We start from the raw sequence: 22,897 nt of genomic DNA on the forward strand, positions 1-22,897 counted from the left end.
TCCGGCGAGACCTACAAGGTCAACGACACCTCCACCGTCGTCTGCGGCAACGTCAAGACCGCCAACGCCAACGTCTACATCGTCGACACCGTCCTCATGCCGAAGTAGCACCACGCGCGGCGGCCGTCAGTGGGCAGGCGCTCCGAATTCCGCGTGCTGGGTATGGAAGGCGTACTCCGCGTCGTCGCCCGAGGGCGGGGCGGAGAAGGAGATCCTGCGGGCTTCCGCCCGTGCCTGGTCCATGAGCTCTTCGAACTCTTCGTCGGTCATCGTGCTCGCCTCGAAACTTCCGTCCCCCACAGATGATTCGTGGCGCACCCCCGACCGGACTGGTGGGCGTCGACCGCCGCCCGCTCCGGCCGCCCCGCTGGAAACGGATCCGGCCCCCTGCGATACACAGGGGGCCAGATCACGTTCACGCGCGACACACGCACGCACTCAAGCGGGCACGACAACAGAGCCGATCAGCGCGACTTCCGTCGCGCTGATCGGCTCTGTTCGGTCGATCAACCTCTGTGTCCGAGGGGGGACTTGAACCCCCACGCCCGATAAAGGGCACTAGCACCTCAAGCTAGCGCGTCTGCCATTCCGCCACCCGGACTAGGTGGTCGGCCCCGGTTTCCCGCGGCGACATGGACAACAATAGCAAAGGTTCGACGGGGTTCCGACCAGGTATTTCGTCCGGCCCGGGTCCGACGCGCCGCGCTGACCTGCGGGCATGCCCGGAGCCCGGGTGCGCGGGCCGGGTGAGACGCAGCGTCTCGCCGCTCTGCGGCTGAGCGCAGGGCGGCCCTGGCCCGGGCGCCCGCGGGACCCAGTCCGCCTGGAGCTGGATCTCCCTCGTCCCGGGCGCCGTGGCCGGGGTGCGTCCGCCGGTGGGGCGCCGGGGCTCCCGGATGCTGATACCCGGTGGACAGCGGTGTGCCGAGGCGATCGGATGGGCGCCGCACATCCGAGTTCAGGGGGGAATCACCTATGGAATCCGAGCACCGCGTCACCACGCTGGAGCTCTTCTTCGACCTCGTCTTCGTCTTCACCATCACCCAGCTCACGGTGCTGCTCGCGGACGACCTCACCCTGCGCGGTGCCGGGCGGGTGCTGCTGATCTTCACGGTGCTGTTCTGGATGTACGGCGGCTTCGCGTACCTGACCAATCAGGTACCGCCGGACCGGCCCGTGCGGCGCCTGCTGATCCTGGTCGCCATGGGGGCCTTCCTGGTGTGCGCCCTGGCCGTGCCGACGGCCTTCGGGGACGGCGGGGTCGCCTTCGGGCTCGGATACCTGGTCGCCGTGATCATGCACAGCGCGCTGTACAGCCAGGCCCACGGGCGCGGGGTGCTGTGGTTCGCGATGCCGAACGCGCTGTCCGCGCTGTCGGTGACGGCCGCCGGGCTGTTCGACGGGGCGGCGGCCCTGGGCCTGTGGGCCCTGGCCCTGCTGTTCCAGTTCGTCACGCCCGCCATCTCGCGGCGGGTCACGACCCCCGGGGCCGGAGCCACCGGGGCGACGACCATCGAGGAGCAGCTCGGCGGGATCGGCGCCGCGCACTTCGTGGAACGGCACGGGCTGCTGCTGATCATCGTGTTCGGCGAGTCGATCATCGCGGTCGGCATCGGCGTGGGCTCGCTGCCGCTGACCTTCGGGATCATCGTGGGCGCGTTCCTGACGCTGGCCGTCGGGGCCGCGCTGTGGTGGATGTACTTCGTGCGCGACGAGGGCCGGGCCGAGCACGTCTTCGCGAGCACGGCCCCGGACAGGCGTTTCAAGCTGGCGCTGCGCGCGTACTACTACTGCTTCATCCCCATGCTGCTGGGCATCGCCGCCTTCTCGGCGGGCGTGAAGAAGAGCATGGGGCACCTGGGCGAGCAGCTTCCGGCCGGGCCCGCGCTGGCGCTCGCGGGCGGGGTCGCCTGCTATCTGGCCGGGGACGTCGCCTTCCGGCTGGTGCTGGGGATCCGGCCCGTACGGTTCCGCGCGCTCGCGGTGGTGCCCGTACTGGCGACCGCCGCGGCGGGCCTGCGGATCGGCGCGGTCTGGCAGCTGACGGCGCTGGTCCTGGTGCTCGTGGCCGCGCTGGCGGCGGAGGCCCGCGCCGCCGGTCCCGGCGTGGACCCGGCCGGGGCAGCCGGGCGGACCGCAGAACCCGCGGACGGCCCCGGGGCCCGGCTCGCGGACGGAGCCGGCGCCGAGGCCGCTGCCGAACCCTCTGTCGAAGCCGCTGCCGAACCCGCTACGGGCAGCGGATGACCTGGCCGGCGTAGGAGAGGTTGCCGCCGAAGCCGAAGAGGAGGACGGGCGCCCCGGAGGGGATCTCGCCGCGCTCGACCAGCTTGGACAGCGCCATGGGGATGGAGGCGGCCGAGGTGTTGCCGGAGTCGACGACATCGCGGGCGACGACGGCGTTGACGGCGCCGATCTTCGCGGCGAGCGGCTCGATGATCCGCAGGTTCGCCTGGTGGAGGACGACAGCGGCCAGGTCCTCGGGGGTGATCCCGGCCTTCTCGCAGACCTTGCGGGCGAGCGGGGGGAGCTGGCTGGTGGTCCAGCGGTAGACGGACTGGCCCTCCTGGGCGAAGACCGGCGGCGTGCCCTCGATGCGGACCGCGTTGCCCATCGAGGGCACCGAGCCCCACAGGACCGGCCCGATGCCGGGCTCCTCGCAGGCCTCGACGACGGCCGCGCCGGCGCCGTCGCCGGTCAGGACGCAGGTGGTGCGGTCGGTCCAGTCGGTGATCTCGGTCATCTTGTCCGCCCCGATGACCAGGGCCCGGGTGGCGGCGCCGGCCCGGATCGCGTGGTCGGCGGTGGCCAGGGCGTGCGTGAAGCCCGAGCAGACGACGTTGATGTCCATCACCGCGGGGCTGGAGCCCATACCGAGCTTGGCCGCGACGCGGGCGGCCATGTTCGGGGAACGGTCGATCGCGGTGGAGGTGGCGACGAGGACGAGGTCGATGTCGTCCGGGGTCAGACCGGCGCTCGCGAGGGCCTTGCCCGCGGCCTGGTAGGCCAGCTCGTCGACCGGCTCGTCGGGTCCGGCCATGTGCCGGGTCTTGATTCCGACGCGGGAGCGGATCCACTCGTCGTTGGTGTCCACCATGGCGGCGAGGTCCTCATTGGTGAGCACCTTCGAGGGCTGGTAGTGCCCTAGCGCCACCACGCGTGAACCGGTCATGGGCGGGGTCCCCCCTTGTAAGGCAGTCAGGTTTTACCAGCTTTGCCTGCTACTGATGGGTACACGGGCGCGTGACCCGACAGGATTCAGTGCCCGGAATTTGGAGCTTCCCGAGGGTCCTCCAGCCCGGGAAGGTGCCCGGGGCGGATCCGGGAGAATGGGTGGTCCAGGCGTCGAACAAGCCGGTCGAACGACAGAACAGGTGGACTGATCACATGGGAAGGGTCACCGAACGCCGTCGCGTCGTCCGGATCCGGGGCGGTGTCGCAGGGACCCGGGCGGACACCCTGGTGGCCGAAGAGCCCCTGGAGATACGGCTGAACGGCAAGCCCCTGGCCATCACGATGCGCACCCCGGGTGACGATTTCGCGCTGGCGGTGGGTTTCCTGGCCAGCGAGGGCGTGCTCGCCTCGGCGTCGGACGTCCGGGCCGTGACCTACTGCGAGGGCGCCGCCGAGGACGGAACGAACACCTACAACGTGGTGAACGTGCAGCTCGCCGCAGGAGTTCCGGTGCCCGACATCACACTGGAGCGGAACGTCTACACCACCTCCTCCTGCGGCCTGTGCGGGAAGGCCAGCCTGGACGCGGTGCGCACCGCGACCCGGTTCCCCGGGCTCGCGGACGATCCCGTACGGGTGGGCGCGCGGGTGCTCGGGGAGCTGCCGGACCGGCTGCGCGCGCAGCAGAAGGTCTTCGAGCGCACGGGCGCCCTGCACGGCGCCGGGCTGTTCTCGGCGGGGGGCGAGCTGATCGACGTACGGGAGGACGTGGGCCGGCACAACGCGGTGGACAAGATCGTCGGCCGGGCCCTGCTAGCCGGGCGGCTGCCGCTGGCGGGCTCGGTCCTGCTGGTGTCGGGGCGGGCCTCTTTCGAACTGGCGCAGAAGGCCGTGATGGCGGGCATTCCCGTGCTGGCGGCCGTGTCCGCTCCGTCCTCGCTCGCGGTGGACCTGGCGCTGGAGTCGGGGCTGACGCTGGTCGGGTTCCTGCGGGACGGGGACATGAACATCTACGCGGGCGAGGAGCGGATCGACCTGACGGCGTGAGCCGCGGGCACCAGCGGGGGGACGGCGGGGCGGCGGGGGCCGTCGCGCGGCCCCCGCCCCTGTCCCCTGACCCCTACGGGCTACTTGTCGGCCAGGTGCCCCGCGCCGGTGTGCCCGGTGCCCACCGGGGCCTCGACGGTCTGGCTGTACGGGTTGTCCTTGGACGCGGGCTCGACCTTCTTCGCGGCCACGTGCGGGGTGCCCGCCGGGGCCTCGACGGTGCGGCTGTGGGAGGCGCCGTCCTTGGCGGCGGCGTTGGCCTTGCCGGTGCCGCTGCCGTTGTCCGCGGCGTTGGCGGCTCCGCCGAGGGCGAGCGTGGCGAGCAGGGCGGCGGCGGAGACGGCGGCGACGCGCTGGTTGAGCTTCATGAGGGGCTCCCTGGTGGTTCGGGGGTTCTTGCTGACACCCAGAACCTAGAAGAACCGGACATTTCCTCGCTCTAACGCTTTCCGTCCCCGAACCCCCTGCGCCCTTACTCCGCCCCGATCACCGCTTGCGGCGGCCGCGGCGGGAAGCGGGCTCGGCCGGCTTCGGGTCCGGCGGAGCGATGCGGTGGAGGTCGAGGGTCGCCGGGAGCGGGGTGGCGCCGGGGCCGCCCGCTTCGGCCCAGGCGATGATCTCGTCGGTGGCGGTGTCGTCCAGGGCCCAGCCGAACCACACCGCGCGGGCGCCCCTGCGGCGGGCCTCGGTGGTGGGCTGGACCACGATGACATTGGCCTGCGCGCAGGGCCCGAGGCAGTCGGTCGTACGGACGGCCAGCCGCCCGTCGGAGGCCGCCGCGGCCTCGCGCAGCCGGGCCAGCTGCCCCTCGTGGTCGGTGCCGGGGTTCTTGCGGGGGTCGCCGCAGCAGCAGCCCCGGCAGACCACCAGGGTGCAGGGGCGCGGGGCGTGGGCGGAGAGCGGGCGTATCCAGGTCACCGCCGCACGTTACCGGGCGTGCGGGGCCGGGTGTTGAGGGGTGCGCGAGACCTCCGCCACATGCCCGGCGGCGCGTTGGGGCAGCTCCGCGGCCTGTGCGGCCTGTGCGGCCGGCGTGTCCTGCTGGGCGGGCGCGGTCTGCGGGGCGGGCTCGTCCCGCGGGGTGTGCGGGGCCTGCGGGTCGCGCGCGCGGCGGCGGGCCAGTACCGCACAGACCATCAGCTGCATCTGGTGGAAGAGCATCAGCGGCAGCACGGCGAGGCTCGCCTGGGCTCCGAACAGCACGCTCGCCATGGGCAGTCCGGCGGCGAGGCTCTTCTTCGACCCCGCGAACTGGATGGCGATCCGGTCCTCGCGGGTGAACCCGAGGCGCTCGGCCCCGTACCAGGTGGCCGCCAGCATCACGGCGAGGAGAACCGCCTCCACGGCCATCAGCCCGCCGAGGCGCGGGAGGCTGACCTGGTGCCAGATCCCCGCGACCATGCCGGCGCTGAAGGCGGTGTAGACGACGAGCAGGATCGAGCCGCGGTCGACGTAGCCGAGGACCCTCTTGTTGCGGACGAGGAAGCCGCCGGCCCAGGGGCGCAGGGCCTGGCCGAGCAGGAACGGCAGGAGCAGCTGCAGGACGATCTTCATCAGCGAGTCGAGGGAGAAGCCGCCCGCGCTGTTGCCGAGCAGGGCGGCCGCGAGGACCGGGGTCAGGAAGATGCCGATCAGGCTGGAGAAGGAGCCAGCGCAGATCGCGGCCGGGACGTTGCCGCGGGCGATCGAGGTGAAGGCGATGGAGGACTGGATGGTCGAGGGGACCAGGCAGAGGAAGAGCAGGCCGCTGTAGAGGGGCGGCGTGAGGATGCCGGGGACCAGGGCGTGCGCGGCGAGGCCCAGGAGCGGGAAGAGCACGAACGTGGAGGCGAGGACGGTGAGGTGGAGCCGCCAGTGGCGCATGCCGTCGAGGGCCTCGCGGGTGGAGAGCCGGGCGCCGTAGAGGAAGAAGAGCAGGGCCACCGCCGCGGTGGAGGCGGCCTCGGCCACGGAGGCGCCCGCGCCGCGGGCGGGCAGCAGGGCGGCGAGGCCGACGGTGGCGAGCAGGCCCATGATGAACGGGTCCACGGGAAGCCAGGCGGGCAGGTGCGGGCGGCGGCGCATGCGGATGCTCACTTGCTGAGGTCGGCGGGGGGGCGGCGGCGGCATCGGGGCCGCGGGGACGGCGGAAGACGGAGTCCCTCCCATCTTCGAGGGTCGGGCGGTGATCGGGAAACCCGCACACCCCTCTCACTGTCATCACGGAACGTGATGAGCGGGCGTAGGGTGGTCCGCATGTACGACCCCGTTCAGCTGCGCACCTTCCTCACCGTCGCCCAGACGCTGAGCTTCACGCAGGCCGCCGCCCGGCTCGGCGTGCGCCAGTCCACGGTCAGCCAGCACGTGCGCCGTCTGGAGGAGACCACCGGCCGGCCCCTCTTCCTGCGGGACACGCACAGCGTGGAACTCACCGAGGACGGCGAGGCGCTGCTCGGCTTCGCCCGCTCGATCCTGGAGGCGCACGAGCGCGCGGCGGCCTTCTTCGCCGGGACCCGGATCCGGGGCCGGCTGCGCTTCGGCGCCTCCGAGGACTTCGTGCTGACCCGGCTGCCGGAGATCCTGGAGGGCTTCCGGCACGAGCACCCCGAGGTGGAGCTGGAGCTGTCCGTGGAACTGTCGGGAACCCTGCACGAGCGGCTGGACGCGGGGCGGCTGGACCTCGTACTCGCCAAACGGCGCGGGGAGGGTGACGAGCGGGGCCGGCTGGTGTGGCGGGACCGGATGGTGTGGATCGGGGCGGAGGGGCTGCGGGTGGACCCGGACCGGCCGGTCCCGCTGATCGTCTTCCCGCCGCCGGGCATCACGCGGGCGCGGGCGCTGGACGTGCTGCAGGCGGACGGGCGGCCGTGGCGGATCGCCTGTACGAGCGGCAGCCTGAGCGGTCTGATCGCGGCAGCCCGCGCCGGGCTGGGCGTGATGGCCCACACCCGGGGCCTGATCCCGCCGGGGCTGGTGCGCGTGGCCGGCCTCCCGGACCTCGGTACGGTGGAGTTCGCGCTCCTTCGCGGCCCCCGCGGCTCCGCCGCCGCCGAGGCCCTGGCCGCGGCCATCCTCTCGGGCGCGGACCGGCTGACACGGGCGGCGTAGCGGGGCGGCGCGCCCCGGAGCCGCGGGTGCCGGCTCAGGCCCCTCGGGTCCGGCGGGTGAGTCGCCACCTTCCGGTGGAATGGATCCACCGGGCAGGGGAGTTGGGGATGAGCGCACGGGCGGCCGGGTGTTCGGGCGGTCGCCGTCGGGCTTCATCGGGAGGTTGTGCCATGTCCTCGCTGCGCCTCGGCGTGTCCCTGCAGCCGCGCTGGCCGGCCGACGACGGGCGTGCCGTCCTGCGTACCGCGCTCCGCGCCGAGGAGCTGGGCTTCGATCACGTCGCGGTCGGGAACCGGCTCCTGGAGAGCGGCTTCGGCCTCGACACCGACCCACTGGTGCTGCTGTCGGCCGTCGTGGGCTCCACCAGCCGCCTGCGGCTGCTGACTTCGGTGGTGGTCGCGCCCTACACCCCGGCGCTGGTGCTCGCCAACCAGGCGGCCACCCTCGACTTCGTGTCCGGCGGCCGCCTGATCCTGGGAGTCGGCACCGGCTGGAACCCGGAGGAGTTCGACGCCGTCGGGATCCCCGCCCGCGAGCGCGGCGCACGCACCGACGACCATCTCGCGGCGGCCCGGGCCCTGTGGTCGCGCCGGCCCGCCGATTTCGACGGTCCGTTCACGACGCTGCGCGCCGCACGCCTGGGCACGGCGCCGGTCACCCCCGGGGGCCCGCCCGTGTGGGTGGGCGGCAGCAGCGACGCCGCCCTGCGCCGTGCGCTGAGGTACGGCGACGGCTGGTACGGCGCCGGAGCCGATGCGGCTGAGGTCACCGGCGTGCGGCGCCGGCTGCGCGCCCTCGCGACCGGATCGCAGGACGCCGACCGGCTGGTCCTCGCCTCGGCGGTGTTCCTCACCCCGCCCGGGATCCCCGCGGTCGTGGCGCCCCCGGGGCGGCCCCTCGGCAGCGCCGCACCCACCGCGGCGAGCGTCGTGGACGACCTGGGGCGGCTGGCCGGGGCCGGGCTCACCGTCTGCACGCTGTGGCTGCCCGTCGCGGCCGGGCACCTCGGCGCGGCGATGGAGTGGTTCGCGGCCGAGGTCGCGCGTCAACTCCCCTGACCTGGGAACCCGAAGGCCCGCCGGGGCGAATGCGCTGCCGTTCGCGGCGTCCTGCGTCTAGGGTCTGCGTACGCCAACCGGTCGCGGTGCGGCGGGAATTCGTACGGAACGCAGAGAACGAACAGAACGGGCAGGGGGACGCACGTGAAGATCGCGGTACTGGGGACGGGCGAGGTCGGGCAGCGGCTGGCGGGCAAGCTGGTCGAGGTCGGGCACGAGGTCACCATGGGGTCCCGGACGGCGGACAACGCCGAAGCCGCGCGGTGGGCCGCGCGGACGGGGGGCCGTCACGGGACCTTCGCCGATGCCGCCGCCGGCGCCGAACTCGTCGTCAACGCGACCGGCGGGCTGGTCTCGCTCGCCGTGCTGGAGGCCGCCGGGGCCGGCCATCTGCGGGGGAAGACCGTCGTGGACGTGTCCAACGGGCTGGACTTCTCGGAGGGGTTTCCGCCCAAGGTGGTCACCCCGGACGGCCACAGCATCGCCGAGCAGCTCCAGAAGGCCTTCCCCGAGGCGCGGATCGTCAAGACGCTCAACACCATGAACAACGCGGTGATGGTCGAGCCGAGCCGGGTGCCGGGCCACCACACGGTGTTCGTGAGCGGCGACGACGACGCCGCCAAGGCCGAGACCACCGCGCTGCTGCGCTCCTTCGGCTGGGCGCCCGAACAGATCACCGATCTCGGCGACCTGTCGAGCGCCCGCGCCACCGAGGCCCTGATGGCGCTCTGGCTGCGGCTCTACGGGGTGCTCGGCCCGGTGGACTTCAACCTCTCCGTGGTCACGGCCGAGGGAGTGTCCTGATACGCACCGCTGGGGAGGTCTTGTGGAGGTCTTCCCTCCGTGATCACTGGCGGGGAGGCGTGGGATAGCGTCGCCGCGCCGTACGGAGAGGAGCGGGCCTTGCACGAGATCACCGTCCCGCCGGTCGTGACGGGCTCACCCGTCGGCGGTCTGGCCGATGCCGTCTTCCAGCACGCCCTCGAGGACCCCGGCCGGGTCGTGCTCGGCCGGAAGTCGGACGGGGTCTGGGGGGACGTGACCTCCGGCGAGCTGGCCTCCGAGGTGCTCGGGCTCGCCAAGGGGCTGCTGGCGCAGGGCATCCGCTTCGGGGACCGGGTCGCGATCATGTCCCGTACCCGGTACGAGTGGACGCTCTTCGACTTCGCCCTGTGGGCGATCGGCGCCCAGCCCGTCCCCGTCTACCCCTCGTCCTCCGCCGAGCAGGTGCACTGGATCCTGTACGACTCCGGGTGCACGGCCTGCGTGGTGGAGAACGAGGACCAGGCCATGACCGTCGGATCGGTGATCGAGCGGCTGCCGGTGCTGCGCCGGCTGTGGCAGCTGGACGCGGGGGCCGTGGACGGGCTCGTGCGGGACGGGCTCCAGGTCGCCGAGGACGTCGTGCACCGCCACCGGAGCGCGGTGACGCCCGATGCGACGGCCACCGTCATCTACACCTCGGGGACCACCGGACGCCCCAAGGGCTGTGTGCTGACCCACGGCAACTTCATGTTCGAGGCCGACACGATGGTGACCCGCTGGGAGTCCGTCTTCCGGGCCGGGCCCGGTGAACGGCCCTCCACCCTGCTGTTCCTGCCGCTCGCCCACGTCTTCGGACGGATGGTGGAGGTGGCGGCCGTCCGCGCCCGGGTGAAGCTCGGGCACCAGCCGGTGCTTGCGGCGGCCGAACTGCTGCCGGACCTCGCCGCGTTCCGTCCGACCTTCGTGCTGGGGGTGCCGTACGTCTTCGAGAAGGTCTTCGCCGCCGCCCGCCGCAAGGCCGAGGCCGAGGGCCGGACGGGGCCCTTCGACCGGGCGGTGGAAACGGCCGTACGGTACGCGGAGGCGCGCGAGCAGAAGGCGTTCGGCGCCGGGCCCGGGCCCTCGGCGAAGCTGCGCATGGAGCACCAGCTCTTCGAGAAGCTGGTGTACGGGAAGGTCCGCGAGGCGCTGGGCGGCCGGGTGCGGCACGCCATGTCGGGCGGTTCCGCGATGTCGCGCCGGCTGGGGCTGTTCTTCGAGGGCGCCGGGGTCACGGTCTTCGAGGGCTACGGGCTGACGGAGTCCTGCGCGGCGGCCACCGCGAACCCTCCCGGGGCCGTGAAGTACGGCACCGTCGGGCGGCCGATCCCCGGCGGCACGGTGCACATCGCCGAGGACGGGGAGATCTGGCTCCGCGGCGCCCACGTCTTCTCCGGGTACCTCAACGATCCGCCCGCCACCGAGACCGTGCTGCGGGACGGCTGGCTGGCGACGGGGGACCTGGGGCGGCTCGACGCGGACGGGTACCTCACGATCACGGGGCGCAAGAAGGAGATCCTGGTGACCTCCAACGGCAAGAGCGTCGCGCCGACCGCCCTGGAGGAGCGGGTCCGCTCGCATCCGCTCGTCTCGCAGTGCGTCCTGGTGGGCAACGACCGGCCGTACATCGCGGCCCTGCTCACCCTGGACATGGAGGGCGTCGCGCACTGGCTGGCGATGCGCGGCCGCCCCCGGCTGACGGAGGCGGAGCTGGTACTGGACCCCGATCTGGCGGCGGAGGTCCGCCGGTCGGTGGTGGCGGCCAACACCCTGGTGTCCCAGGCCGAGTCGATCCGTACGTTCCGCATCCTGGGCGAGCAGTTCACCGAGGAACGGGGGCTGCTCACGCCCTCGCTGAAGCTGAAGCGGCGGGCCATAGAGAAGGCCTACGCCAAGGAGGTGGCGGCCCTCTACCAGTCCTGACGGGCTCCGCCGGCACGGTGGGGCACCCTCACCCCATCGGTCCGAACCGTTACCTGACGGGGCGTCACTTTACTTGTCGTTGATATTGACGATGCGTCAGGTCGCGCACAGAATGCGGGGATTCCGACCGGAGGGGATCCACACATGTTGCGACCGATCCGCACCCTGGCCGCCGCGGCAGCGGCGCTCGCGCTCGTCTCCGCCTGCAACTCCGCCTCCAACAGCGCCTCCACCGACAAGCCGGGAGCCGCCGGCAACTCCCGCGGGGTGACCGCCGATTCGATCAAGGTCGGCGGACTCGTGTCGATGACCAGCGCCAGCGGCTACAGCAAGAAGGCCACCGACCTCGGGGCGAAGGCCCGCTACGCGAGAGCCAACGCCGAGGGCGGGATCAACGGCCGCAAGATCGACTACATCGGCGCCGAGGACGACGGGCAGGACCCCGCCAAGAACCTGGCCGCGGCCCGCAAACTCGTCCAGCAGGACAAGGTGTTCGCGGTCTCCCCCATGAGCTCGGTCACCTTCACCGGCGCCGACTTCCTGGAGCAGGAGAAGGTGCCCACCTTCGGCTGGGGCACCCTCCCCTCCTTCTGCGGCCCCAAGTACATCTACGGGTTCAACGGCTGTCTCGTCCCCACTCCGGGCGGCACCATCAACCAGACCTGGCCCGAGGGCATCGGCCAGGTCCTCGGCGGGGCCGCGGGCAAGTCCGTCGCGATCATCGCCAACGACAGCGACGCCGGGAAGTTCGGTGTGCGCACCTTCCAGCAGGGCTTCGCCAGCGCCGGGTTCAAGGTCGCCTACGCCAAGGCCTCGGTGCCCGGCACCGCCGTGCCGAGCGACTGGTCGGCGTACGTCAAGGAGATCCTGCAGAGCAACGACGGCAAGGCCCCGGACGCGGTGGTCTCCGTCATGCAGACCCCCAACAACATCGGGCTGTTCACGGCGCTCAAGCGCAGCGGGTACAAGGGACTGCTCTCCGACCCGACCGACTACGACCCGGGTCTGCTCGCCAAGGACGCCACCAAGCAGGCCCTCGACGGCGTGCACGTGCTGCTGCAGTTCGAGCCGTTCGAGTCGACGAACCCGAAGATGGCCCAGTTCAAGGCCGACATCAAGGCCGCGTCGGGCGGGCTGGACGTACCGCTCAACATGCACATGCTGACCGGGTACATGTCGGCCGACCTGTTCGTGTCGATCGCGCAGAAGGCCGGCAAGGACCTGACCGTCGAATCCTTCCAGGCCGCCGCACAGGGCTTCTCCGACACCGACACCCTCGTCGGCAACCGCGCGGAGCCCAAGGGCCAGAAGGACAGCTTCGGCTGCGGAGCGCTCGTCCAGCTGAAGAACGGCGCGTACGAGGTCTCCGTACCGTTCAAGTGCTACGAGCCCATCCCCTTCAAGTAGGGGTAAGGGAAACGGAATGGGAGATCTGCTCGCCTTCGTCCTGAGCGGTCTGGTGTCCGGCGCCCTGTACGCACTGCTCGCCACCGGGCTGGTGCTGTCGTACTCGGCGTCCGGGCTGTTCAACTTCGCGCACGGGGCCACCGCCTACCTCTGCGCGCTCACCTTCTACGAACTGCACTCCGGGCTCGGCTGGCCGGCCGTCCCGGCGGCGCTGCTGGTGGTCCTCGTCCTGGCCCCCGGGCTCGGGTGGGCGCTGGACCGGCTGATGTTCCGGCGGCTCGCCCAGGTCGGCGAGACGGCACAGATCGTGGCCACCATCGGACTGCTGGTGGCCCTGCCGGCGGCCGGACTGTGGACGGTGGAACTCCTGACCGGCGCGGGGGCGCCGCTCAAGCCCGCGGAGAACCAGTTCGGGCTGCCGGGGGTGGGGCCGAGCCCCGCGAAGTCCTGGCAGCTCACCACCGACGTGGGCATCGACTCCGACCAGCTGATCACCTGGGTGGCCACGGCGGTGGTGGCGGTCGCGCTGTGGGTGCTGATGCGGCACACCCGCCTCGGGCTGCGGCTGCGGGCCGCCGTCGACAACCGCTCGCTCACCGAGCTGCGCGGGATCGACGCCGACCGGCTGTCCTCGGTGGCGTGGATGATCGCCTCGGGCCTGGCCGGACTGGCGGGGGTGCTCGCGACCCCGCTGCTGGGGCTGTCGGCGCACGACTTCACCCTGTTCCTCTTCGTGTCGGCCACGGCGGCCGTCATCGGACGGTTCGCCTCCGTCCCGCTCGCCTTCGCGGGCGGACTGGGGCTCGGAGTGCTGCAGAACCTGGTCGTCGGCTACGCGTCCTTCGCGGACTCCATCACCGGCTTCAGGACGGCCGTGCCCTTCCTCATCCTGTTCGGGGGACTCCTCGTCCTCACCCGGCGGGCCCGGGCCGCCGGGACCGCCGCCGTGGACGTGGCCTCGCCGGACCATCTGGCCGGGGCACCGTGGGTGCGGCGGTGGGGGGTGTGGGCCGCGGGCGCGGTCCTGCTCGCGACGGCCTTCTACACCGTGACGACCCCCTTCTGGAGCGGGCTCCTCGCCCAGGGGCTCGCGCTGGCCCTGGTGTTCATGTCCTTCACCGTGGTCACCGGGCTCGGCGCGATGGTGTCCCTGGCCCAGGGCACCTTCGTCACCGGGGCCGCGCTGGTCGCGGGACTGCTGATGAGCCGCGGGTGGCCCTTCGTCGCGGCACTGGCCGTCGGCACGTGCGTGGCCGCCCTGCTGGGGGCCCTGGTCGCCCTGCCCGCACTGCGGCTGGGCGGGCGCTCCCTGGCGCTGGCGACGCTGGCCCTGGCCTTCCTGGCGGACCAGGTGCTCTTCCAGATGCGGTGGCTGCGCAACGGGGACTCCGGCTGGTCGGTCCCGCGCCCCGTCATCGGGCCGGTGGACCTCTCCGACGACCGGGCGCTGGGGGTGGCGCTGGTCCTCCTGGTCGCGGCCGTCGCCGCCGGGCTGAGCGCGCTGCGCGGCTCCCCCTCGGGCCGGGCGATGCTCGCCGTACGGTCGGCTCCCGCGGCCGCGATGGCCTCCGGGGTGTCCGTGCTGCGCACGAAGCTGCTCCTGTTCACCCTGTCGGCGGGGCTGGCCGGATTCGGGGGCGTGATGTACGCCTCGTACAACACCCGCATCACCGCTACGGACTTCACGGCGATGACCGGGCTGGTGTGGCTGGCGGTGGTGGTCGCGGCGGGCGTGCGCAGGCCGCAGTACGCGGTGGTGGCGGGGCTGGTCTTCGCCGTCGCTCCGCGGGTGATGGCGGACTACGTGACGGAGTCGGCGCACCTGCCGGTGATCCTGTTCGGCCTGGCGGGGTTGGCCCTGGCCAACGATCCCGACGGGTATTGCGCGGCGGTGCCGGTACGGCTGGCCCGCCGCCGAGCCAAGGCCCGGCCCGCGGCCGGCTCCCCGGCCGGGGCCGTGCCCGTGGCCCGGGGTGTCGCCGAGGCCGGGGCCGGGGCCAGGACCGGAGCCGGCGTCTCGGCCGGTCCCGAGGCCAGTGCTGGGGCCGGGGCCATGCCCGTGGCCCGGGGTGTCGCCGAGGCCGGGGCCGGGACCGGAGCCGGCGTCTCGGCCGGTCCCGAGGCAAGCCCCGGGGCCATCGCCGGGGCCGGGCCCGAAGGCGTGCCCGCGGCTCGGGGTGTCGCCGAGGTTGGGGGCGGGGCCGCCGTTCCTGCTGCTCGGGGCAGTGGCGGAACCGGGGTGGGCCCTGCGGGGCTTTCCCCCACCCCGCCCCTTCCCGAAACCGGGGCTGCGCCCCGGACCCCGTTCCGGGTGCTGCGCGCCCGGCGCGCACAAACGCCGCGCGGCGGCAAGCCGGCCCCGTCGGTGCTCGAGGCGTGGGGGTCCGGGGGCGGGGCCCCCGAAGCCGTCGGGGCGGAGCCCCGGGCCGGGGGGCCGGGGGCAGCGCCCCCGGTTTCGGGAAGGGGCGGGGTGGGGGAAGGCCCCGCAGGGCAACCGTCCGCAGCCCGGCCCGCTCCGGACCGGCCCGCCCGGGACCGGACCGCCCCGGAACCTTCCGCGGAGGCACCCGCCCTGGAGCTGCGCGGTGTCACCGCCGGGTACGACGGGGGGCTCGTGCTGCACGGGGTGGACCTTGCCGTGCGGCGCGGCGAGATCCTCGCCGTGCTCGGGCCCAACGGGGCCGGGAAGAGCACCGCCTGCCGGGTGGCGGCCGGGGCGCTGCCGCTCAGCGGCGGGGCCGTGTTCGTCGGCGGGCGGGACGCCACGCGTGACGGCGCCGTGGGCCGCTCCCGGGGAGGGGTGCTGATCGCACCCGAGGGCCGGGGGATCTTTCCCTCGCTCAGCATCGAGGAGAATCTGGCTCTGTACCTGAGGGGGGCGGACGAACGCGACGCCGTCTACGACCGGTTCCCCCGGCTCCGCGAGCGCCGCACCGTCCCCGCCGGGTCGTTGTCCGGCGGGGAGCAGCAAATGCTGGCGCTCGCACCGCTGTTGCAGCGGCCCCCCGGGGTGCTGATCGCGGACGAGCCCTCCCTCGGGCTCGCCCCGCGCGTGGTGGACGAGGTGTACGGGCTGCTCATGGAGCTCCGCGCCGCCGGGACCGCGCTGCTGCTCGTGGAGGAGAAGGCGGCCGAGATCCTCGGGATCGCCGACACCGTCGCCTACCTCACGCAGGGCCGGGTCTCCTGGTGCGGCCCGCGCTCCGAGGTGGAGGCGGACCGGCTCACCGAGGCCTACCTGGGGATGGCGACATGAGCAGCACGGGCGAAGCCCCGTCCGCGGGCCCGTACGTACTGGAGGCGCGCGGCATCAGCGTCCGGTTCGGCGGGGTCCGGGCGCTGACGGGCGTGGACCTCGGGATCCGGGCCGGCGAGGTGTGCGGGCTGATCGGGCCGAACGGGGCCGGGAAGACCACCCTGTTCGACGTGCTGTCCGGGATCCGGCGGCCCGACCAGGGCCGGATGCTGCTCGACGGGGTGGACGTCACCCGGCGCTCCCCCGTCTGGCGGGCCCGCCGCGGCATGCGCCGGACCTTCCAGCGCCAGCAGTTGTTCGGGCAGCTCAGCGTGGCCGACAACGTCCTCGTCGCGCAGGAGTGGCGGGGCGGGGGCGGCGGTTTCGCCGCCGATCTGGTCGCCTCGCCCTCCCGGCGCCGCCGGGAGCGCGAGCGCCGGGAGCGGGCCGCGCGGGTGCTGGCCGACTGCGGCATCGGCGCGCTCGGGGACGCGTACGCCGGCGGTCTGCCGGTGGGCCGGGCCCGGATGGTCGAGCTGGCCCGCGCCGTGGCCGATCCGCCCCGGGTGCTGCTCCTGGACGAACCCGCGTCGGGCATGTCCGCGCCCGAACGCGAGCAGCTGGCGGCGGTCGTGCGCCGGCTCGCCGGGGAGGAGGGCTGCGCGGTGCTGCTGGTCGAGCACAACGTCGCCTTCGTGATGGACCTGTGCACCCGGGTGGTCGTCCTGGACCTGGGCACCGTGCTCGCCGAGGGCACGGCCGCGGAGGTACGGGCCGACCCGCTGGTCCGTGAGGCGTACCTGGGGGCGTAGGCGCACCCGGGCGCGGGCGTACCTGGGGGCCCAGTCGCACCCAGTCGCACCCAGTCGCACCCGGGGGCGCCGTCGCGCCGAGCGCCTGTTCCCGCCGTACGGATTTCACCCGTCCGGCGGGAATAGGCCACGCCGGGGGCCGGTTGTCGCCGGTCGTACGGGCCCGCGCGCCGGTGTCCGTACGGCAGCCCGTCAGCACCCGCACCAGCGACGACCAGAGGGAACGACCCACGTGAACCAGGTCCCCGGCATCAAGCTCAACAACGGCACGCTCATGCCCCAGCTCGGCTACGGCGTCTGGCAGGTTCCGGACGCCGAGGCGGAACAGGCCGTCCGGACCGCGCTGGAGGCGGGCTACCGCAGCATCGACACGGCCGCCATCTACGGCAACGAGGAGGGCACCGGCAAGGCCATCGCCTCCGCCGGGGTGCCGCGCGAGGAGCTCTTCGTCACCACCAAGCTGTGGAACGGGAAGTCGGAGACCTGGGGCCGGGACAACGTGCTGCGCGAGTTCGACGCCTCGCTCGCCAAGCTGGGCCTCGACGAGATCGACCTGTACCTGATCCACTGGCCGCGCCCGATGCGCGACGACTTCCTCGCCATCTGGAAGACCTTCGAGGAGATCGCCGCGAGCGGCCGCGCCAAGGCCGTCGGCGTGTCCAACTTCCGCCCCGCCGACCTGGAACGGCTCGGCGCCGAGAGCTCCCTGGTCCCGGCCGTGAACCAGATCGAGCTCCACCCGCTGCTCCCCCAGGCCGAGCTGCGCGCCCTGCACGCGCGCCTGGGCATCGTCACCGAGGCCTGGTCCCCGCTCGGCCAGGGCAAGGACCTGCTCACCCTGCCCGCCGTCACCGCGATCGCGGCCAAGCACGGCCGCTCGGCGGCGCAGGTGGTGCTGCGCTGGCACCTCCAGCTGGGCAACGTGGTGATCCCGAAGTCCGTGACCCCGGCGCGGATCCGGGAGAACCTGGACGTCTTCGGCTTCGAGCTGGACGCCGAGGACGTGGCCGCGCTGGACGCGCTCGGTGCGGACGGTGCGGGCCGCCGGATCGGTCCCGACCCGGCCGAGTTCGACTTCTGATCCGCCGGTGAGCGAACCGGTGAGCGGGACGAAGGCACCCGAGGGCGTCCACCGGATCCGCAATGCCGCCAGCGGGCTGCTGCTCCAGGTGGAGCGCGGCAACCGGGTCCGGGTCGGGCCGGACGGCGAGCCGGCCGCGGCCCGGCTGTGGGAGATCGCTCCGGTGCACAGCGGCGGCGGGATCTTCCACCTGGTCAGCGTCCACAACGGCAAGCGGCTCGACGTCGCGAACGCCTCGACCGAGAGCGGCACCCGGGTCCAGGTCTGGAAGGCGAACGCCTTCGGGGCGCAGGAGTGGGTCGTGGAGGAGCACCTCGACGACCCCGGTGTGGTCTCGCTGATCGCCGCCATCAGCGGTCTGCCGCTGGAGGCGGACGCGGAGGGCCAGGCCCGGCAGTGCGAGGACACCGACTCCCCGGCGCAGTGGTGGCGCCTGGAGCCCGCCTGACGGACGGCGGGGCGGGCCGGGTCGGGCGGGCCGGGGGCGGGGGCTGCGGGCAGTCGCCCGCAGCCCCCGCCCCGCCCGTCAGGCCCGTACGAAGCCGTGCAGCCGGTACGTCGGCTCCGCGCGCGGGGTGTCCGGTCCGGGCAGGAGTTCCAGCGCGTCCGCGAGCTCGCGCGGGGTGATCCCGCGCGGGTGGACCCGGGAGGCGTAGCGCCCGGCGAGCAGTGCGGCGGCGGCCCCGCGCGGGGTGCGGCCCTGGCCGTGGCCGGTGAAGAGGGCTTCGCCGCAGGGGTGCAGGCCCACGGCGGCCGCATGGCCGGTGACGGCCTCGGCGGAGTCGGCGGGGGTCGTGGTGAGGTGCTCGGCGAGCACCGCGTCGATGTCGCTGCCCACGTCGTGGGCGGCGTCCTTGTCGACGGTGGTGACGAACACCCCGCCGGGCCGCAGCACCCGCCCCGCCTCGGCGATCACGGCGGCCACCAGGCCCGGTGAGCGCAGCAGGTGCAGCAGCCAGACCGCGCCGACCGCGTCGAGCGAGCCCGTGCGGAACGGGAGCCGGGTCCCGGAGGCGAGGACCACCGGGATCCCCCGGGAGCGCGCCTTGGCGGCCATCCCGTACGAGGTGTCCGCGCCGAGCACGCGCAGTCCCGGGCGGCCGGCGGCGATGCGGGTGGTGACGAGTCCCGTGCCGCAGCCGAGGTCGAGCAGGGTGACGGTGTCCGGCGGGAGCAGGCCGAGGACCGCCGCGGCGGCGGCCTCGGCGCGCGGGACCCCGCCGCGGGTGGCGTCGTAGGCCTCGGCTTCGGCGTCGTAGTCGAGGAGCGGTCGCGGCGTGGGCATCAGGTGGGTGCTTCCGGTGTTCAGGCGGCGCCGTGGGCGGGAGCCAGGGATTCGACGCGCTCGGCGAGGGCGAAGTCGGCGTCGGTGACGGCGTCTCCGGCGTCGTGCGTGTTCACGGAGAGGCGGACGGTGTTGTAGCCGAGGGTGAGATCGGAGTGGTGGTTCAACTCATCCTGCACGCTGGCGATGTGGCCGACCAGCGCGCTCGCCGCGAAGTGGCTGCCCAGCCGGTAGGTCCGGATGATCCGGTCGTCCTCGAAGGCCCAGCCGGGGAGCTCCCGCAGCCGGTCCTCGATCTCCTTCTGCGAAAGCGGCTCTCTCGACATCCACAGGCTCCTTCCCCGAACACGACGTACACGACGTACACGACGTACGCGACGCGTACGACGTGCAGGACGTGTACGACGTACGCGACGGCCCGATTGGCCTGACGTGGAGTCAAGGTTCCCACAGCCCGGGGCGGAGGGAAGGTTTCGCGCCATAGTGCGTGCGGGTACTTCCGTGCCTTCCGTGACCATCGCGCCGCCCCTATGCTCCTGCGCCGGACGTGACTGTTACCGCCGGTAATGCCGGTGACACCGCCGGGTGCCGACGACAGCGAGGGAGCATCACCGTGACGCGCACAGGAAACTCCAGGCGCACCTTCATCGCGGGGGCCGCCGCCACCGCGGGCGCGTTGTCGACCGCCGGGATCCTCCCGGCCACGGCCGAGGCCGCCACCGGCCCCACCGCGCCGGCGGCCCCCGCGGGACCCGCCGCGGCCGGGCAGGCGCGCCGGGTGGCCGTCCTCGGCGGCGGGGTCGCGGGCCTGACCGCCGCGCACGAACTGGCCGAACGCGGCTACGCCGTCACCGTGTACGAGCGCCGGGCCCTCGGCGGCAAGGCCCGCAGCATGGACGTCCCCGGCAGCGCCCGGGGCGGCCGCCGCCCGCTCCCCGCCGAGCACGGCTTCCGCTTCATCCCGGGGATCTACCACAACCTGCCGGACACGATGCGGCGCATCCCCTTCCCCGGCAACGCCAACGGGGTCTGGGACAACCTGGTCGCCCCGCGCGAGATGATGTTCGCCCGGGCGGCCGGCCGCGAGGACCTGCGCGCGCCCATCCCCTGGCCGGAGCACTCCCCCGCCGAGCTGACCCCCGACGAGCTGCGCCGGGCCCTCACCGGCATCCTCCAGTCGCTGGTCCGCCTCCCGCCGCACGAGACGGCGTACTTCGTCGACCGCGCCCTGGTCTTCCTGACCAGCTGCGACGAGCGGCGCGACGAGCAGTGGGAGCGCACCCCGTGGTGGGAGTTCACCCGGGCCGCCCGGATGTCGAGCGAGTACCAGCGGATCCTCGCCATCGGCGTCACCCGCAACATCGTGGCCACCAAGGCGGAGGAGGCCTCGACCCGCACCGTCGGCACGCTCGGGGAGGCCTTCGTCTTCAACCTGCTGGGCCGCGGCGCCGACGGCCCGCCGGACCGGATCCTGAACCTGCCCACCAACGAGGCGTGGATCGACCCCTGGGAGGCGCATCTGCGCACGCTGGGCGTGGAGTTCAGGATCGGCTGGACGGTGCGCGAGGTCCGGTACGGGGACGGCCGCGTGAGCGGTGTCCTCGTCGAGGATCCGGCCGGAGCCGCGCAGACGGTCACCGCCGACCACTACGTCAGCGCGCTGCCGGTCGAACACGCCCGCCGCACCTGGAGCCCGGCGCTGCGCGCGGCCGACCCGATGCTCGGGCGGTGCGACCTGCTGCGGACGGACTGGATGACCGGCATCCAGTTCTACCTCACCGAGCGCGCACCCCTCGTGCACGGTCACCTCAACTGCATCGACTCACCCTGGTCGTTGACGGCGATCCAGCAGGCCGAGCACTGGCCGGCGCGGGACTTCCCCGCCGACTACGGGGACGGGGCGGCCGTGGACTGCCTGTCGGTGGACATCTCCGAGTGGGACAAGCCCGGGATCCTCTACGGGAAGACGGCCAAGCAGTGCACGCGCGAGGAGGTCGCCCGCGAGGTGTGGGCGCAGTTGAAGGCCTCGCTCAACGACACCGGGAAGACCCTGCTGTCGGACGGGAAGCTGCACTCGTGGTTCCTGGACCCGGGGGTGGACGGGATCGGCACCCCGCATCCGACCAACCAGGACCAGCTGCTGATCCACCCGACCGGCACCTTCCACAACCGGCCGAGCGCCGGCACCCGGATCCCGAACTTCTTCCTCAGCGGGGACTACGTGTCCGTGGACATCGACCTGGCGACGATGGAGGGGGCCAACGCCTCGGCCCGGGCAGCCGTCAACTCCCTGCTCGACAGCGATGGTTCACCGGCCCCGCGCTGCACGGTGCAGAAGCGCTACCGGGCCCCGGAGGTGGAGTCCGCCAAGCGGCACGACCTGTGGCGCTACCGTCTCGGCCTGCGGAACGTGTTCGACGTGGGGTGAACCGGCTGGGCTAACGTCGCGGTATGACGACTGCTGCGCCCTTGACGGTAGGCGCCCTGCTGCGCACGTGGCGGGAGCGGCGCGGACTCAGCCAGCTGGAGCTGGCGGGCCGCGCCGACTCCTCCTCCCGGCACATCAGCTTCGTGGAGACGGGCCGGTCCCGGCCGAGCGAGGAGATGGTGCTGCGGCTCGCGGACCACCTGGACGTCCCGATGCGGGACCGCAACGCCCTCCTGGTGGCGGCGGGTTACGCACCCCGGTACGCCCACACCCCGCTCGGCGACCCCTCGATGGGGGTGCTGCGCGAGGGGCTGGAGCGGCTGATGACCGCCTACGAGCCGTATCCGGCGCTGGTGGTGGACGCGGCGTACGACGTGGTGGCCGCCAACCGGGGCGTCATGATGCTGATGGAGGGGCTGCCGGAGCACCTGCTGGCCGGCCCCCTCAACGCGATGCGGCTGACCCTGCACCCGGAGGGCCTCGCCCCCCGGATCCGCAACCTGCGCGAGTGGCGCGGACACCTGCTGGCCCAGATGGAGCGGCAGATCGCACTGGCCCGTTCGGCGCCGCTGCGCGCGCTGTACGAGGAGGTGTCCGCCTATCCGGCCCCCGCGGGGTCGGGCCCCGCCGTGACGGCCCCCGCGGGGTCGGGCCCCGGCGCGGACGGGCCGTACGAGGACGAGGCATGCGAAGACGGGCCGGCCGAGGCCGTCGCGTACCTCGCGCTGCCCCTGCGGATCGAGCACGACGGACACCTGCTCTCCTTCGTGTCCTCCATCTCCACCTTCAACACCCCCATGGACGTGACGGTCGCCGAGCTGGCCATCGAGACCCTCCTGCCGGCCGACCCGGCGACGGTGAAGTACCTGCGGTCACTGTCGCCCTGAGCCCGCGCGCAGTGCGAGCTGCTGGAGGAGGGCGAAGGAGGCGACGGTGAGCGCCTGCGCCGGGATCCACACCGCCCCGGCGGTGGTGGGCTCGAACCGGACGATGAGGGCGACGAGACTGAGCGCGGCCCAGGCGTAGTTGGATTCGATGACGAGCTTGACGGGGAAGACCGGGGGCCGGCGGCGCGAGGCCAGCAGCCCGACGCCCGCCCCGTAGAGCACCAGGAACACCCCGAGCCCCAGCACCAGCCCCTGTCCGAGGCCGAGCAGCCGGCCGAGGGGGGCGGAGAAGGCGGCGTAGGCGAGCCCGTTGCCGGTGGTGACGACGGAGTCGAGGGCGAGGAACCGGCGCAGCGCGGTCTGCGGGACGGCGGTGCGGGCTACGGCGGTGAGCAGGGTTGCGGACATGGCGGATCAGCCTCCGTCGAGGGTCGATTGCGCTGGTGGGGTGCGGAGTACGGACGACCGGGCCCCGGAGCCGAGTGCGCGGCCCCGGAACCCGATGGCTCCACTGTGCCGCCGGGGTCCGCACGGGTCGATTACCTCCGGGGTAAGGCACGCTCCGGCCCCTCCCGGCCAGGCCCCCGGCCCCACCTTTTTTGAGGCGGACGGAAAGAAAGGTGGGGGGTACTCCTGTTCGGCCACTCACCGGGGGGCTAGGCTTCACGC

At 73.3% G+C, this 22,897-nt stretch carries 22 protein-coding genes and 1 tRNA gene; 14 read left to right on the forward strand and 9 right to left on the reverse strand.

Going from position 1 to position 22,897, the window contains the following annotated elements; genetic code table 11:
• Positions 1–108, forward strand: a 108-nt coding sequence (locus ACWCP2_RS26330; RefSeq protein ID WP_450908184.1) for a fasciclin domain-containing protein, incomplete at its 5' end; no start/stop codon positions are given.
• Positions 109–126: 18 nt separating this feature from the next.
• Here ACWCP2_RS26330 and ACWCP2_RS26335 read toward each other — a convergent pair.
• Both ACWCP2_RS26335 and ACWCP2_RS26340 read right to left on the reverse strand, forming a co-directional pair.
• A complete protein-coding gene (locus ACWCP2_RS26335) occupies positions 127–270 on the reverse strand; it encodes a hypothetical protein (RefSeq protein ID WP_450911057.1) in 144 nt (47 codons plus the stop codon).
• Positions 271–516: 246 nt separating this feature from the next.
• Positions 517–601, reverse strand: a tRNA-Leu gene (locus ACWCP2_RS26340).
• A gap of 374 nt (positions 602–975) precedes the next feature.
• On the opposite strand from ACWCP2_RS26340, the gene ACWCP2_RS26345 reads away from it, so the two are divergent.
• Positions 976–2,247, forward strand: coding sequence for a low temperature requirement protein A (locus ACWCP2_RS26345; RefSeq protein WP_450911058.1), 1,272 nt, complete (start codon positions 976–978; stop codon positions 2,245–2,247).
• Here ACWCP2_RS26345 and ACWCP2_RS26350 read toward each other — a convergent pair.
• A complete protein-coding gene (locus tag ACWCP2_RS26350) occupies positions 2,231–3,172 on the reverse strand; it encodes a beta-ketoacyl-ACP synthase III (RefSeq protein WP_450911059.1) in 942 nt (313 codons plus the stop codon). The two genes, ACWCP2_RS26345 and ACWCP2_RS26350, sit on opposite strands and share 17 nt — an antisense overlap.
• A gap of 215 nt (positions 3,173–3,387) precedes the next feature.
• Here ACWCP2_RS26350 and fdhD point away from each other — a divergent pair, with 215 nt between their 5' ends.
• Entirely contained in the window at positions 3,388–4,221 is an 834-nt protein-coding gene (gene fdhD / locus ACWCP2_RS26355; RefSeq protein ID WP_450911060.1) for a formate dehydrogenase accessory sulfurtransferase FdhD, read from the forward strand.
• Positions 4,222–4,301: 80 nt separating this feature from the next.
• Here the strand turns inward: fdhD and ACWCP2_RS26360 are convergent, their stop codons facing one another.
• The 3 genes from ACWCP2_RS26360 to ACWCP2_RS26370 all read right to left on the reverse strand — a co-directional run bounded on the left by ACWCP2_RS26360 (position 4,302) and on the right by ACWCP2_RS26370 (position 6,285).
• On the reverse strand, positions 4,302–4,589 hold the full coding sequence (locus ACWCP2_RS26360; RefSeq protein ID WP_450911061.1) for a hypothetical protein: 288 nt from the start codon (positions 4,587–4,589) through the stop codon (positions 4,302–4,304).
• 118 nt (positions 4,590–4,707) lie between these two features.
• The gene (locus ACWCP2_RS26365) at positions 4,708–5,139 is read right to left on the reverse strand and encodes a (2Fe-2S) ferredoxin domain-containing protein (protein ID WP_450911062.1); all 432 of its coding nucleotides are present in this window, start codon (positions 5,137–5,139) and stop codon (positions 4,708–4,710) included.
• Between the two features lie 9 nt (positions 5,140–5,148).
• Entirely contained in the window at positions 5,149–6,285 is a 1,137-nt protein-coding gene (locus ACWCP2_RS26370; RefSeq protein WP_450911123.1) for a bile acid:sodium symporter family protein, read from the reverse strand.
• Positions 6,286–6,456: 171 nt separating this feature from the next.
• Here ACWCP2_RS26370 and ACWCP2_RS26375 point away from each other — a divergent pair, with 171 nt between their 5' ends.
• From ACWCP2_RS26375 to ACWCP2_RS26415, 9 genes are all read left to right on the forward strand, one after another.
• Entirely contained in the window at positions 6,457–7,308 is an 852-nt protein-coding gene (locus tag ACWCP2_RS26375) for a LysR substrate-binding domain-containing protein (RefSeq protein ID WP_450911063.1), read from the forward strand.
• A 170-nt stretch (positions 7,309–7,478) separates the two neighbouring features.
• Complete coding sequence (locus ACWCP2_RS26380; protein ID WP_450911064.1) at positions 7,479–8,366, forward strand: TIGR03619 family F420-dependent LLM class oxidoreductase; 888 nt, start codon at positions 7,479–7,481, stop codon at positions 8,364–8,366.
• A 144-nt stretch (positions 8,367–8,510) separates the two neighbouring features.
• Entirely contained in the window at positions 8,511–9,170 is a 660-nt protein-coding gene (locus ACWCP2_RS26385) for an NADPH-dependent F420 reductase (protein ID WP_450911065.1), read from the forward strand.
• 99 nt (positions 9,171–9,269) lie between these two features.
• Entirely contained in the window at positions 9,270–11,093 is a 1,824-nt protein-coding gene (locus ACWCP2_RS26390) for an AMP-dependent synthetase/ligase (protein ID WP_450911066.1), read from the forward strand.
• Positions 11,094–11,237: 144 nt separating this feature from the next.
• A complete protein-coding gene (locus ACWCP2_RS26395; RefSeq protein ID WP_450911067.1) occupies positions 11,238–12,500 on the forward strand; it encodes an ABC transporter substrate-binding protein in 1,263 nt (420 codons plus the stop codon).
• A gap of 16 nt (positions 12,501–12,516) precedes the next feature.
• Positions 12,517–15,756 (forward strand): ABC transporter permease subunit, encoded by a 3,240-nt coding sequence (locus ACWCP2_RS26400; RefSeq protein ID WP_450911068.1) that lies wholly within the window; start codon positions 12,517–12,519, stop codon positions 15,754–15,756.
• The gene (locus tag ACWCP2_RS26405; protein WP_450911069.1) at positions 15,753–16,547 is read left to right on the forward strand and encodes an ABC transporter ATP-binding protein; all 795 of its coding nucleotides are present in this window, start codon (positions 15,753–15,755) and stop codon (positions 16,545–16,547) included. Before ACWCP2_RS26400 ends, ACWCP2_RS26405 begins: the two co-directional genes overlap by 4 nt.
• 232 nt (positions 16,548–16,779) lie before the next feature.
• Complete coding sequence (locus ACWCP2_RS26410) at positions 16,780–17,628, forward strand: aldo/keto reductase (protein WP_450911070.1); 849 nt, start codon at positions 16,780–16,782, stop codon at positions 17,626–17,628.
• Between the two features lie 7 nt (positions 17,629–17,635).
• The gene (locus ACWCP2_RS26415; protein ID WP_450911071.1) at positions 17,636–18,076 is read left to right on the forward strand and encodes an RICIN domain-containing protein; all 441 of its coding nucleotides are present in this window, start codon (positions 17,636–17,638) and stop codon (positions 18,074–18,076) included.
• A gap of 78 nt (positions 18,077–18,154) precedes the next feature.
• On the opposite strand, the gene ACWCP2_RS26420 is transcribed toward ACWCP2_RS26415, so the two are convergent.
• Complete coding sequence (locus ACWCP2_RS26420) at positions 18,155–18,913, reverse strand: class I SAM-dependent methyltransferase (protein WP_450911072.1); 759 nt, start codon at positions 18,911–18,913, stop codon at positions 18,155–18,157.
• A gap of 20 nt (positions 18,914–18,933) precedes the next feature.
• Positions 18,934–19,239 (reverse strand): 4a-hydroxytetrahydrobiopterin dehydratase, encoded by a 306-nt coding sequence (locus ACWCP2_RS26425; protein ID WP_450911073.1) that lies wholly within the window; start codon positions 19,237–19,239, stop codon positions 18,934–18,936.
• A gap of 287 nt (positions 19,240–19,526) precedes the next feature.
• Here ACWCP2_RS26425 and ACWCP2_RS26430 point away from each other — a divergent pair, with 287 nt between their 5' ends.
• On the forward strand, positions 19,527–21,341 hold the full coding sequence (locus tag ACWCP2_RS26430; RefSeq protein ID WP_450911074.1) for a hydroxysqualene dehydroxylase: 1,815 nt from the start codon (positions 19,527–19,529) through the stop codon (positions 21,339–21,341).
• A gap of 23 nt (positions 21,342–21,364) precedes the next feature.
• A complete protein-coding gene (locus tag ACWCP2_RS26435; RefSeq protein WP_450911075.1) occupies positions 21,365–22,228 on the forward strand; it encodes a helix-turn-helix domain-containing protein in 864 nt (287 codons plus the stop codon).
• Here ACWCP2_RS26435 and ACWCP2_RS26440 read toward each other — a convergent pair.
• Positions 22,214–22,636, reverse strand: a complete 423-nt coding sequence (locus ACWCP2_RS26440; RefSeq protein WP_450911076.1) for a hypothetical protein — start codon at positions 22,634–22,636, stop codon at positions 22,214–22,216. The two genes, ACWCP2_RS26435 and ACWCP2_RS26440, sit on opposite strands and share 15 nt — an antisense overlap.
• Positions 22,637–22,897 lie beyond the last annotated feature (261 nt).

This window comes from Streptomyces sp. NPDC002104, assembly GCF_053593795.1.